Source organism: Acinetobacter sp. HA (genome assembly GCF_000264725.1).
Lineage (GTDB): Bacteria > Pseudomonadota > Gammaproteobacteria > Pseudomonadales > Moraxellaceae > Acinetobacter > Acinetobacter schindleri.
In genome coordinates, this window is the sequence record NZ_AJXD01000045.1 from 41,521 (window position 1) to 54,327 (window position 12,807).

Annotated in this window: 10 protein-coding genes and 1 other RNA gene; 8 read left to right on the forward strand and 3 right to left on the reverse strand. The window is 41.9% G+C overall.

Going from position 1 to position 12,807, the window contains the following annotated elements; all coding sequences use genetic code 11:
- The first annotated feature begins 65 nt into the window (after positions 1-65).
- A complete protein-coding gene (locus HADU_RS09090) occupies positions 66-977 on the forward strand; it encodes a TIGR01777 family oxidoreductase (RefSeq protein ID WP_008305557.1) in 912 nt (303 codons plus the stop codon).
- On the opposite strand, the gene thiO is transcribed toward HADU_RS09090, so the two are convergent.
- Together thiO and hemB are read right to left on the reverse strand one after the other, a co-directional pair.
- Positions 957-2,078 carry a glycine oxidase ThiO gene (thiO, locus tag HADU_RS09095; RefSeq protein ID WP_005221133.1) on the reverse strand — a complete coding sequence of 374 codons (1,122 nt, stop codon included), beginning with the start codon at positions 2,076-2,078 and terminating at the stop codon, positions 957-959. The two genes, HADU_RS09090 and thiO, sit on opposite strands and share 21 nt — an antisense overlap.
- A gap of 82 nt (positions 2,079-2,160) precedes the next feature.
- The gene (hemB, locus tag HADU_RS09100; protein WP_008305560.1) at positions 2,161-3,174 is read right to left on the reverse strand and encodes a porphobilinogen synthase; all 1,014 of its coding nucleotides are present in this window, start codon (positions 3,172-3,174) and stop codon (positions 2,161-2,163) included.
- Between the two features lie 106 nt (positions 3,175-3,280).
- Here hemB and HADU_RS09105 point away from each other — a divergent pair, with 106 nt between their 5' ends.
- Positions 3,281-3,772, forward strand: a complete 492-nt coding sequence (locus HADU_RS09105; protein WP_004893342.1) for a thioesterase family protein — start codon at positions 3,281-3,283, stop codon at positions 3,770-3,772.
- A gap of 50 nt (positions 3,773-3,822) precedes the next feature.
- Here the strand turns inward: HADU_RS09105 and glpK are convergent, their stop codons facing one another.
- Positions 3,823-5,307, reverse strand: coding sequence for a glycerol kinase GlpK (glpK, locus tag HADU_RS09110; protein ID WP_008305563.1), 1,485 nt, complete (start codon positions 5,305-5,307; stop codon positions 3,823-3,825).
- Between the two features lie 130 nt (positions 5,308-5,437).
- On the opposite strand from glpK, the gene ssrA reads away from it, so the two are divergent.
- The 6 genes from ssrA to HADU_RS09140 all read left to right on the forward strand — a co-directional run bounded on the left by ssrA (position 5,438) and on the right by HADU_RS09140 (position 12,699).
- Positions 5,438-5,798: a transfer-messenger RNA gene (ssrA, locus tag HADU_RS15315) on the forward strand.
- A gap of 183 nt (positions 5,799-5,981) precedes the next feature.
- Positions 5,982-7,133: a tyrosine-type recombinase/integrase gene (locus tag HADU_RS09120; RefSeq protein WP_034592644.1), complete on the forward strand. Its 1,152-nt coding sequence runs from the start codon at positions 5,982-5,984 to the stop codon at positions 7,131-7,133.
- A gap of 377 nt (positions 7,134-7,510) precedes the next feature.
- The gene (locus HADU_RS09125) at positions 7,511-10,102 is read left to right on the forward strand and encodes a hypothetical protein (protein ID WP_008305566.1); all 2,592 of its coding nucleotides are present in this window, start codon (positions 7,511-7,513) and stop codon (positions 10,100-10,102) included.
- Positions 10,103-10,386: 284 nt separating this feature from the next.
- The gene (locus HADU_RS09130; protein ID WP_008305568.1) at positions 10,387-11,304 is read left to right on the forward strand and encodes an inovirus-type Gp2 protein; all 918 of its coding nucleotides are present in this window, start codon (positions 10,387-10,389) and stop codon (positions 11,302-11,304) included.
- 67 nt (positions 11,305-11,371) lie between these two features.
- Positions 11,372-11,644: a hypothetical protein gene (locus HADU_RS09135; RefSeq protein WP_008305569.1), complete on the forward strand. Its 273-nt coding sequence runs from the start codon at positions 11,372-11,374 to the stop codon at positions 11,642-11,644.
- Positions 11,645-11,664: 20 nt separating this feature from the next.
- The gene (locus tag HADU_RS09140; RefSeq protein WP_008305570.1) at positions 11,665-12,699 is read left to right on the forward strand and encodes a DUF932 domain-containing protein; all 1,035 of its coding nucleotides are present in this window, start codon (positions 11,665-11,667) and stop codon (positions 12,697-12,699) included.
- Positions 12,700-12,807 lie beyond the last annotated feature (108 nt).

Sequence of the window (12,807 nt, forward strand, 5' to 3'; positions counted from 1 at the left end):
AACTGCAAAGATTGGCCAGTTCAGTACAATGTTTGGGACCTAAGAAAAACAGCGACTGAATAACAATGCATAAGCCTGTCGTACTCATTACCGGAGCTAGTGGTTTTATTGGCCAATATGCGGTCAAACACTTTCTTGGACTAGATTGTCATGTCATTGGCCTGACGCGTGAACACCATCGCCTGGAAATGCATCCAGATTTTCACTGGATCAATGATTTTGATGAACTGCGTACCCGTCAGATTGATTATGTCATTAATCTGGCGGGTGAAAATATCGGTGCAGAGCGCTGGACTGCCGAGCGTAAAAATATTCTCTTGCAGAGCCGATTAGACACGACCCGTCAACTTTATGAATTTTTAAAAAAGAATCAGATTTTTCCGAAATGTATTTTGTCTACATCTGCCGTGGGTTATTACGGTATTGATCCTCAAGAACAATGGCAACAGGTGTATACGGAAGAAGCTGCGCCCCAACAGATTTTCATGTCTCAGCTTTGTGCGCAGTGGGAGCAGCTGGCCTTATCCTATACTGATCAGAATACCAAGATTATGCGTTTTGGTGTGGTGCTGGGTAGAAGAGGTGGCATCTTGCCACAAATGCTGATGCCAATCAAAATGAATCTGGTGGGTCGAATCGGGAGTGGTCGGCAGCCATTCGCCTGGGTGCATATCCAGGATCTGCTTAACGTGATGGATTTTCTGCTGCATGAAAAAAGCAATGCTCACATCTTTAATGTGGTTGCGCCTGAGAAAACCAGCCAGCTGCGTTTTAGCCAGACAGCAGCAGAGCTACTGAAGCGTAAACCGCTATTCGCTTTGCCTGGAAGTATTATGCAGTGGATGTTGGGTGAGCAGTCACAACTGATTTTAAATGGTCAGTATGTCCAGCCTAAAGCACTGCAAGATGCTGGCTTTGAATTTGAGTTTCCAAGCATCAAGGAAGCACTCACGGATCTAGTGGGCAAGCGCAGTTAAAAGCTGTAACTGATCTGGTGCATAGGCTTGTGAATCCACTAAAGTCGACTGTCCGAACATCAGCTGTCTGAGCAAAATAGCGGAGGCAGGCGCCATACATAAGCCATTGCGGAAATGGCCGAAATTGGCCCAGCCATTTTTCAAATTTGGCAGTTGACCTATATAAGGAATGCCTTGCGGTGAGCCGGGACGTAAGCCAGCCCATTCCTGGACAATCGGGAATTCAGCCAGTTCTGGAACCATCTCAAAACTGGCATCCAGAATTTTCTGACGAATCTCGACAGCAGGCGTGGTATTAAAACCAACTTCGCGCATGCTGGAACCACAGACAATATGCCCATCCTGACGTGGAATCAGGTACATGACCTGATTCATACACATGGTCGGCAGCCAGTGTTCTGGCGTTTTAAACAACACCATCTGCCCCTGAACAGGATGCACTGGGATATCTCTTTTTAGCTGCAGCGACCATTGTGCTGACCATGCGCCGGTGCTGAAGACAAACTGATCTGCTGCAATCCAGTCGCCCTGTTCAGTTTGCACCGCATCAATTTGTGCATTACCAATTTTTATTTTCCGAACTGGCGTATGTTCTAGCCAGCTCACGTGGGGATGCTGTTTTAAATAATGAATAATGGATTGGAGTAAGCGAGGGTTACGCACATTGGCGATGTGGGGGAAGTACAAAGCATGTTTAAATTCGGATGAAACCTGCGGATTAATCTGCTCAATCTGTTCCTGCTCGATATAAAGCGCTTGCTGCATCGGCTCATGATGTCGTTCAGCATAGTGATAGCCAATGTCGAAATCTTCTTCATCAAAGATCAGCATGCCGGTTTCATGAATTTCAAAATCAATGCCAGTAACTGGTTTTAATTTGTTATTCCAGGCCTGATATAGCGGTTTGGCATATTTGGCCAAGGCATTGACTGCCTGAGGATAACGCCATGGATACATCGGGGAAAGAATACCGCCACCGGCCCAGGAGGCAGCTTTTCCTGCCTGCTGCTGATCCAGAATCGTTACTGAACAGCCCTGTTCAATCAACTCCAGTGCAGTCATGAGTCCATTAATCCCTGCACCGATGATGGCAATATGCATCAGGTTTTAACCCTTATTTTCGAATCTTGTTTAAACCAAAAACCAAAAAATGCCTTCCTTTAATCAAGAAAGGCATTCCAGACTATTTCATTTCTTTCAGTTTTACTGCAGCTTCTTCCGCGAAGTAAGTCCAGATGCCATCTGCACCAGCACGGCGGCAGCTCATCAATGATTCCAGAATCACGCTGTCAGATAGCCAGCCATTCTGGATTGCACCCGCCAGCATCGCATATTCACCGCTGACCTGATACACGAAGGTTGGAATGCCAAAGGTATCTTTGACTTCACGTACGATATCCAGATAAGGAAGGCCTGGTTTTACAATGACCATGTCGGCACCTTCCTGAATATCCAAGGCGATTTCATGCAGGGCTTCGGCACGGTTGCCGACATCCATCTGGTAATTGTACTTATTGCCGCCTTTCAGGTTGCTTGAAGAACCTACTGCATCACGGAAGGGGCCGTAGAAGCTGGAGGCATATTTGGCAGAGTAGGCCATGATAGACGTATAGATATGACCATTGGCTTCAAAAGCTTCACGAATCGCGCCAATACGGCCATCCATCATATCACTTGGTGCAAAGATATCCGCACCGGCTTCGGCATGGCTTAAGCCCTGTTTAATCAGACATTCAACCGTTTCATCATTTAAGACATAACCAGTTTCATTGATAATGCCATCCTGACCATGCGTGGTATAAGGATCCAATGCGCCGTCGGTAATCAGTACTATTTCTGGTAATTCTTTTTTCAGCAGGCGAACAGTGGTTTGAACCAGACCATCTTCACGCCATGCCGCTTCAGCAGTCAGACTTTTGTCTTCTTGTGGCGTTACCGGGAACAACGCTAGTTTGCTGACACCCAACTCAAGCAGGCGTTCAGCTTTTTTCACCAGCAGATCTGCCGAAAGACGCTGAATATTTGGCATACTTGGCACGTCTTGAGTCTGGTTTTGACCCGGTAAAACAAATACTGGATAAATGAGATGATCAGCCGTGAGGTGCGTTTCACGAACCATTGAGCGTAGGTGTTCATTTTTACGAATACGACGCATGCGAGTTGCAGGAAACGCGGGACGATTGAACGTATAGGTCATAAAAATCTCATTGATCAATATTAAACTATGGGTATTGTAGTGCCTTAATTTGCATTTAGGGCAAATGGATACATTTTTTATTTAATCAAGGTTATTCGAGCAAACTATGACGGTAGCAGAGAAAAGTTGGACAGGAAATATTGATTTAGGCTCGAATAAGGACGTTCTATTCAACCAGTTGTGTGATGCTTTTAATGCTTCACCATTCTACCAATATTGCGGTATGCAAATGCGCGTTGTGGATGGACAGATTGAAGCATATGTAGAAATGCAGAAGGATCTGATTGGCAATGTAGCATTCCAGATTTTACATGGTGGTGTGGCTGCCACCATTCTGGATAGTATTGGTGGAATTACCGCAATGGGTGAGCTGTACAAAAAAGCCAGCCCTGAAGATATGCAAGAAACCAGCAAAAAAGTTTCACGTCTGGCGACTGTGGATATGCGTGTCGACTATCTGGCACCCGGGCGTGGCAAATATTTTACTGCACGTGCAGAAACCCTGCGTCTGGGGCGTAAGGGATGTACCATGCGCATGACCCTGATTAATGATGAAGCTAAACCGATTGCGACTGCGATTGCCTCTTATGCTTACTAGAAGCTGAGATAATTAAAAAAACTGCTGAATATTCAGCGGTTTTTTATAGCTTATAAATCTGATTTGGCCCGTTTTAAGGCATTTTTCCATTTGGCCAAGTGTGCTTCACGTTCATCATTTTGCATTTTCGGTTCAAAGGCCTGATCCAGTTGCCAGGACTGGGAAATTTCATTCAGACTGGAAAAAACTCCGGACTTTAAACCGGCCATCGCTGCTGCCCCCCAAGCGGTGGATTCCAGCATTTTGGGACGTAGCACAGGGACATTCAGTAGATCAGCCTGGAACTGCATCAACATATCATTTGAACTTGCGCCACCATCGACACGGAGTTCTTTTAAAGGATGAGCAATATCAGATTGCATTGCAGTTAGAATATCGGATACTTGAAAGGCTATAGATTCTAAAGCAGCACGTGCAATATGGGACTTATTGGTACCGCGTGACATCCCACAAAGTAAAGCACGTGCTTCACTGTCCCAGTGCGGTGCACCGAGACCAGTAAAGGCAGGTACCAAAACCACGCCGTCTGTATCTGGAACTTTACAGGCCAGTTTTTCTACATCTGAACTTTTTTGGATAATCCCCAGACCATCCCGTAACCATTGCACCACCGCACCCGCCATAAAGATACTGCCTTCCAGTGCATAGGTCATCTGACCTTGTGCTTGCCAGGCAAGCGTGGAAAGTAGTTTATTCTGACTCAGTTGAATATCATGACCAGTATTAAACAGCATAAAACAACCGGTTCCATAAGTGTTTTTTGCCATGCCGGGTTCAAAACAGGATTGGCCAAACAGGGCAGATTGTTGGTCGCCCAGAATACCTGTAATAGGAATGGTAGCACCTAATAAACCAGGTGCCGTATCTGCAATATGGCAATCGGAGCTGATGATTCTTGGCAGGACTGCAGCTGGAATATTAAACAGATCCAGTAGGCCTTCATCCCAACTTTGAGTTTGCAGATTCATCAGCATGGTACGGGAAGCATTACTGGCTTCAATCACATGTTCAGCGCCTTGGGTCAGGTTCCAGATCAGCCAGCTATCGATGGTGCCAAAAGCGACATGTCCCTGTTCTGCCAAGGCACGTAAACCCTCAGTATTTTCTAATAACCAGACCAGCTTTCCGGCACTGAAATAAGGGTCAATGCGTAGACCGGTTGTTTGTTGTACCTGATCCATCAAGCCTTGCTGAATCAGCTGATTACACCAGTCTGTCGCGCGGCGGTCCTGCCAGATAATCGCCGACGCAAGGGGTTTGCCATTACGGCGATCCCACACAACAGTCGTTTCACGCTGATTGGTGAGTCCAATCGCTTTAATGTCTTTTGCTAGAACTCCCGCAGAAGCGATCGCTTGCTGAACGACACCAATTTGGGTAGTCCAAATTTCTAAGGCATCTTGCTCGACCCAACCCGAACGAGGAGTTTGAATATGTGTTTCTTTTTGAGCTGTCGCTTGAACCTGTCCATGTTCATTAAAAATAATTGCACGACTAGACGTCGTTCCCTGATCGAGGGCCAATAAATAGCTCATAATTTTTTTAAATACTGACTTGAATTTTTAAATATTAGCGCAATTATGTAATCAGGCGCATTCAAAAGTGTATTTGTGTAGAAAATGCATCGTATTTTTTACCAGTTATGCTATGATTGCTCTGTACTTTGGGGGTGTTCTTGGCTTCGACGCTGATGATGAAACTCATAGATGCATGCCGAGAGCGCATTTTCTCTCGTAAATAAAATTTGCATTTTAATAGTCGCAAACGACGAAACTTACGCTCTAGCTGCCTAAGGGCAGCTTGTCCGCATCCCTGAATACTTGTGGTTAGGGGTCCCGACTGAAGCGAACGCACACAAGTCCGTATGAAATCAAGCCTTGGGGTTTCGTACTAAATCTTAAAGGATCGCGATTTGTACCCTGTTCGTCGGGTCACAAAGAGCTAAATCAATAGACGATATCTAAGCATGTAGTATTCTCGAGCGTAATGTTGGCGGACGCGGGTTCAACTCCCGCCACCTCCACCAAAATTCTTTCCGAAGTAATCCGTTGGAATCTAAAAAAGCTTTTAAACTCAATGTTTAAAGGCTTTTTTTTATGCCTGTTTGTCCGACTCTGTCCTAAGCTGTTTGACCCAATTTTTGCTTTGTGGGGGTCAAAATTGGGACAATTTGACCCACTAAATAAGTTTAATTATGTGGGATAAAGATATGTCGCTTACTGATGTGCTGTGTAAAAAAGCATTACCGAAGGAAAAACAGTACCGCCTTTCTGATATTAATGGTCTGTCTTTACGAATAGATCCGAATGGGAAAAAATATTGGTCTATCCGGTATACGGAAAATGGACAAAGGAAGTCCAAAGCATTAGGTCTATATCCTGAGCTGAGTTTGAAGCGTGCAAGAGAGATAGCGCTTGATCTGAAGTATAAGCTCAAGAATACAGTTGAGGTCGAAGAGGAGCAGCCTTGCTTTAAGGAGGTCGCGGAGGATTGGTTTAATAATCAAAAAGAAACCTGGTCATCTAAGCATATTAGTAATGTTAGAGCTTCATTGGATGAGCTTTATATTGCTCTTGCTAATAAGCGTATTAACCAGATTCAGGCTCCTGAGATTCTACAAATCATTAAGAAGATTGAGGCAAGGGGTTCGCTTGAAATTGCAAAACGTACCTTGTCTCGCTGTGGCATGGTCATGAAGTATGCCATTGCCCATGGATACCGCTATGACAACCCGGCCGGTGATTTAGTTTATGCCCTCAAGAATAAAAGGGTTAAAAACCTAGCTTCGCTTTCGGCCTCTGAAATGCCTGAATTTTTAAGAAAGTTGAGGGCATACCCAAGTGATGCCCAAACACATCATGCCATTGTCCTGATTATGCTGACAGGCGTTCGGGTCAGTGAGTTACTGCAAGCACGTTGGGAAGAGTTTGATTTGGAGGGGCGTAAGTGGGATATTCCTGAAGAACGAATGAAGAACAGACTTCCGCATCGTGTACCGTTGACGGAAATGATGATTGCTGAGCTTCAGGCATTGAGACTTACTCATAATCAGGAACTGCTTTTTCCACATCGTTTAAATAATAAAGAACCGATGCGTAGTGAATCTATTTTGGCTGTGATCAAACGTTCGGGCTATGCTGGTCGGATGACCACACACGGTTTTAGATCGCTATTCAGTACAGTCGTAAACGAATCTAATTTGTTTAATCCAGATGCGATTGAACGTCAGCTTGCTCATGTTCCTCAGAACAGAATTCGCTCAGCTTATAACCGTGCTCAGTATTGGGATGAGCGAGTAAGGTTGATGGAATGGTACGGGGAGATAATAAAAGGATGGATGTCAAAATCAGCTGAATTTTGACTCTGCTAGACTCACTGATTGCTTAGAAAAATATTGCTCTGAATACCTTAAATTGAGATTAGCCAATCACTTAAAGACGCGCATATGCGCGTTTTTTTTGTCCGTGATTTTTTAAAGTTTAGGTCAATCTGAATGGGATTTTGATCGAGCCTGAAAATGTTGATGGTTGATATCTGAGTGAACTTTATGGTGTCTAAGTTACCTATACTTATATAGTAAATTTGGAATATTTTTATAAATTTTAAACTGTATTATTACGGTGATAATTAGTCTAATAAACTTGAATTTTAATGATGTTTTTAGAGTGATAAACTTGTATTTTAAATTCTGTTTAGTAAAATAAAATCAGATAGTTAAATTAATTTTATGTGGTTGTAATGAATAAAAATAGTGATTTTTATAAATTTATAAAAATAATTTATTCTAATGCTGGGGTTTTGGGTGCTAATAGTGATCAACTTTTACAAGTGGATGATGTTATTAATGTCTATCAACTTGTTGATGAGGTTGTTCCATTTTTATTGGAGAGCTATAAGGGGGATTTAGTTTTTCCTGATGATCGTTTCAATCAAAAAAACATTAAGCTGTTGATTGATGCTTTGAAGCGCATAAAGTTTTTTCCAAACTTTAGACTTGAGGATATAAATCAAAATCACTTTTTTGAATTGCGAAAGTTTCTTACGTTTGTACAAAAAACTCATTCCAACCCTAAAATCAAAACGAAATATCGTAATATTGTTTTAGTTGATGACGATTCAGGATGTTGGAAGCTAGATGAGGAGGATTATGCAGAGCAGTTCTTAAAGAAATATCTTGCCTATCGTTACGAAAGTCAGCAGGAAAAGCAGTCTTATGTTGAGGAACGGAGCAATGCTGCTCAGGTGTTCAGTGACTATCAGGATGAGGCACTTGATAAGTTTGAATTGGATGTGAAACAGGATATATCTTCGTTGTTGCAACAGGCAGGGATGCTATATGTTATAGCAGCTAAAATTACATTCAGGAAAGATGGAAAGCAACTGTCAAATTTTAATCGGATAATCAATAAAAAGTCTAAATTATTAAACTGCCTTAAAGCCAATAAAAATATCATTCGTATACTGTATAAGCCATTTCGAGCGACTGAAAATATTCTGGAATACTATGCGGTATTTTTTGTTCAGTCAGCAACTCATCTGAATGAAGATAAATTTATTCAACAAATCGCAAAGGATTTATCTGCATCCTTGTCTAAGACTCAAGATACATCAGTACAAATGAATGTCCAAAACCTGAACAATGTATTCAGGCAAAGTCTTTTCTCTTCTTTTCAGTTAAAGCATTTTTTACTTATTGATGAGGTGGATGAGAATTGGGCATTGATTCAAAAATGGTTTCTTGGATTTTTGTATCAGTTAGAACGACTTGGAGAACAGGATAGATCTAAACAGTCTCAAAATGATTATACACATGAGGCGATGGTATCTAAACTTCGTGAAATTAAGTTAAATTCGGGCAATGAGAGAATAGAACTTAAATTCACGTATCTACAGGCTAATGACCTGCAAGATATCCAGCATCTTTTATTTTTTTGCTCGGGAAAACGTGCAAAAACGATCTGGAATATTGCTCATTTGTCAGAGCATGCAAGGGAATATATTGAGCGGATTTCAATCATCTATCAGGAAAATTTTAAAGCTTGGGGCATGCAACAGTATGTTCCACTAGCTGTTGAAATTGAGACTTTTATCATGACATTGAAGGAATCGGCTTATGATGCATTTTATCCTGGTGCAGATACTGTTCGTGATAAGTTAACAAAACAATCTGAAAATATAGAGAGCCTCATTACCAGACAACTTTTACAATTTTTTTGCATTCTTAGGAATCGCGATAACTTGGGAAGGTTGCAAAGAAAGCTTGAAGGTAAAACTGTTTCTAGAACACTAAAGTACTTTTTTTTGATTTATAAAAAACAAACCCGTGATGAGTATCTTGCTTCCATGTTGGATACTTTTTTAGGTGTGGAAATTAAAGAAAAAAGGATTAAAGAACAGTTTGATAGTATTGTTGCTGAATATCGATTCACTCAACCTTTATTTTTTAAAGCAGAATCTCGACGAAAACAGATACAAAAAAGTAGTGAAATAATTCCACCTGAAATGGGTACACAGCAGGTTGATGAAACCACTTTAGAACGGAGTGATCTGATAGAAGAGGCTGGTTTTCAGGATGATGCACGATTAGATGTCGAATCTACTGATGTTGAACAACCAGAACAAAGCTTAATGAGCATAGATCAGCCTGTTGAAACTACTTCAAGGCCTATAAAAGCTGTAGATCAGCCTTATAAACTTTTTCATGTTCAGCGACACCTGAGTCGAGTAGCTAAAGTTGAAGCAATGTTAAAATCTGCGATGAAGACAGATGTAGTGATTGTGCGCTGTTTATTTGGTTGTAATCCTTCATTTCGATTAACTTATAAGGATTTTTCCAAAATATTTTCTGGCATGTTGCAGGACAATAAAAAAAGAAAACCAATATCTGAAATTACAGCCTATCTTGGTTACTGGGAAGGTAACGAAAGAAATTCTCAAGATCAAATCACAAGTTATGCCGCTAATGTGGTTTTTATTTTTAAGGCACAAATACTGCTAGAGCATCCTAATCTATTTTCTGAATTGGAACGACTATGGAAATTTGCATGCCGAAAAATTGAAAGTGATTGCGATTCAGGGATGAGAGTGAATGGTTATGTGAAAAAATTACAGATAGCCCATGTATTGGAAGAACTACAACACACCCAATTTGTATGTGAAACCACTCAAAAACATCTATCTAAGAAGATTGTTGAGCATCTGGCAAGTTATATCGTTTATCAAGATCTGTTAGATGATAATATTTACCAAGAGCTTCCAAAATGGTTGATTAAAAAAAATGGAAGTTCGGGTAAAACTAAAACATCAAAGCGAGTCTATAACAAGACATAACTTACGCTTCACTATTCTCTATAAAAACAGGGTAATTCGTAAGATTTTCCCTATTTGCTATAGAAGTAGAGATTTCTATTTTGATTATACAATTTCTAGCTGATTCAGTCTGAGAATGGCTGGGATATATATTTAATATTATTAAATACTTAAATAACTTAATAACCTTCATCATCCCCAAATGATGAAGGTATTTTATTGAGAGAAAAATAACCCACCTACTTCAAAGTTAAAAAATACAGATCAGTCACTCCTATGGAATTAATCACCATAGGACAACAACGATGACTGAAGCACAAACCTTACTCGCTATTGAAAACTTGATGAAGAAAGTGATGAGGAAAACTTATCACTGGCAAGATCTTGATTCCGAGATGGATCACTACGCCCAACCTACAGAATCATTTTTTAGATCAAACAGGGAATACAGCCCTTTGATTCAGGCGTACTTTGATTTGCAATCTAAGCGCAAGGACATGATAGATAATGAAATGTTTTATCATCGTTCTGTATTTCGAAAGTTCCAGTCTGACCTAAGAGCTCGCCACGAACAATTTATTGATGAATTCTGTGACAACAATCAGAGGAATCGAAAAAGTGTGTTTAAGTACTTTGATGGGTTGATTGAAAGGCATTGCAAATTATTGCTTGTACGGGTGGATTTATCTTATTGCAGTGGACATGATCCAAGTATTGAACGCTTTACTCAAGATATCAAAAGACTGATTAAGCGGGTGCAAGATAAGGATACGATTTTTAAAGATCAGGTTGGCTATGTCTATCGACTGGAGCAAGGAGGTGAAAGCAGCGGTTATCACTGTCATCTCTTGGTGATCTATAATGGATCTTTGCGATGGAGTGCTAATTATCTGGCAATGCAGATAGGTGAGCTCTGGTTGAAAAAAATTACGGGTGGTGATGGTAAATTTTTCAACTGTCATCAATCTGATTACAAGCAGTACCACCAGCAGAAAGATCAGTGGGGGCTTGAATTACTTGAAAGGTCTGATTTGGATAAAAGACGCAAGGCTCAGAAGATGCTTGCTTACTTAGCTGATCCTGAAAAGGATGATCAATATATTCGAGGGCCCTTGTTAGGTATGAGGCAGTTTAGAAAGGGGCAGTTAAAGAAAGAGCAGCGCAAGCGGAAGAACCGTCGATCCCAAAAAATTACAGATATACATCATTTACATGAACTATGAATGTTTATTCCTACATTCAAAGGCTTATCAGACGGTAAGCCTTTTTTTCATTTTAGAGGTATATCTTATGAATATTACATGTCCGTATTGCCATTCCGAAAACGTCAGCCGTGTGGTGAACCAACAGTCCTCCAGTCAGGGCAGTCTGTCTTCGATGACCTGTGCTGGTATTGGTGCCAGCATTTCTAAAAGTTTGCCAATGCCGATCTCTCCGTGGATGGGTGGAATTGCAGGGGCAGTGGTTGGTGGTTTGATTGATAGCTTCATTCAGCCATCCCGACCAGTAGCTGCATCTGTTCGTTATTTCCACTGTCACCATTGCCAACGCAATTTTGATTAACCCGGTTCAGGAGAAAAGATATGGCGCATCAAGTCGAACAAATGGCTTATGTCGGTGATACACCTTGGCATGGCTTGGGTAATCAACTGACACAGAATCAGCCGATTGAAGTTTGGGCACAGCAGGCAGGGATGGATTGGCGGATTGAATCCTCCGATGTTAGCTACATGGCCCAGAATGAACGCGGGCAGAGCATCATCATGCCTTATGAAGAACAGCGAGTGCTTTATCGTTCCGATACTCATGCTCCCTTGTCTGTGGTCAGTCAGCGTTATCAGGAAGTACAACCGATGGAGATTCTGGAGTTCTACCGGGATTTGACCGAGCAATCCGGTTTTGAACTGGAAACCGCTGGTGTACTCAAAGGGGGCAAGAAGTTCTGGGCATTGGCACGCACCGGACAATCTACGGCACTCAAGGGCAAGGATGTCAGTAATGGTTATATCTTATTGGCAACCGCCTGTGACGGTACGTTGGCCACCACAGCACAGTTCACCAATATCCGTGTGGTCTGCAATAACACGCTTGCGATTGCCTTGCGTGGACAGAGTAGCAGTGCGGGTGTGGTGAAAGTCCCACACAGTACTAAGTTCGATGCTGACAAGGTTAAGCAGCAATTGGGCATCTCAGTCCGTGCCTGGGATGAGCATATGTATGAGATGAAACAACTGACTCAACGTAAAGTCACCCAAGGAGAAGCAGCTGCCTATTTTGATGCCGTGTTTAACAACACTAGCCTAAGCATTGCAGATCAGGAGGAAAATATCATTCAATTCTATCGCAATATGGCTACTCCAAATCCAGCCAAAGAAAAGTCTGAACCGAATGGGCGTGCCATGGCTAAAGTCATGGATATGTTTAATGGACAAGGTCGTGGTGCAGAACTCAGCTCAGCCAAAGATACCGCCTACGGTTTACTGTGCAGTATTACAGAGTTTGCCGATCATGAGCGTCGTGCCATGAGTACCGATCATCGTCTCGATTCAGCTTGGTTTGGTGCAGGAGCTGCATTAAAGCAGCGTGGACTGGAACAGGCGCTTCGCTTAGTGGTTTAAGTTTCATTTAAGCTAGTGCTATTACAATAATGGTCAAGGTTCGTGTAGATGATCCTTCTCCAGTGAAAACACCCCTTTTGCCACATCTCCAGATGTGGCTTTTTTTAT

Bases quoted from the DNA above. Each gene is read 5' to 3' on its own strand.
- HADU_RS09090 (WP_008305557.1), top strand. From the start codon at position 66: ATGCATAAGCCTGTCGTACTCATTACCGGAGCTAGTGGTTTTATTGGC.
- thiO (WP_005221133.1), bottom strand. From the start codon at position 2,078: ATGCATATTGCCATCATCGGTGCAGGGATTAATGGACTCATGACTGCA.
- hemB (WP_008305560.1), bottom strand. From the start codon at position 3,174: ATGACCTATACGTTCAATCGTCCCGCGTTTCCTGCAACTCGCATGCGT.
- HADU_RS09105 (WP_004893342.1), top strand. From the start codon at position 3,281: ATGACGGTAGCAGAGAAAAGTTGGACAGGAAATATTGATTTAGGCTCG.
- glpK (WP_008305563.1), bottom strand. From the start codon at position 5,307: ATGAGCTATTTATTGGCCCTCGATCAGGGAACGACGTCTAGTCGTGCA.
- HADU_RS09120 (WP_034592644.1), top strand. From the start codon at position 5,982: ATGTCGCTTACTGATGTGCTGTGTAAAAAAGCATTACCGAAGGAAAAA.
- HADU_RS09125 (WP_008305566.1), top strand. From the start codon at position 7,511: ATGAATAAAAATAGTGATTTTTATAAATTTATAAAAATAATTTATTCT.
- HADU_RS09130 (WP_008305568.1), top strand. From the start codon at position 10,387: ATGACTGAAGCACAAACCTTACTCGCTATTGAAAACTTGATGAAGAAA.
- HADU_RS09135 (WP_008305569.1), top strand. From the start codon at position 11,372: ATGAATATTACATGTCCGTATTGCCATTCCGAAAACGTCAGCCGTGTG.
- HADU_RS09140 (WP_008305570.1), top strand. From the start codon at position 11,665: ATGGCGCATCAAGTCGAACAAATGGCTTATGTCGGTGATACACCTTGG.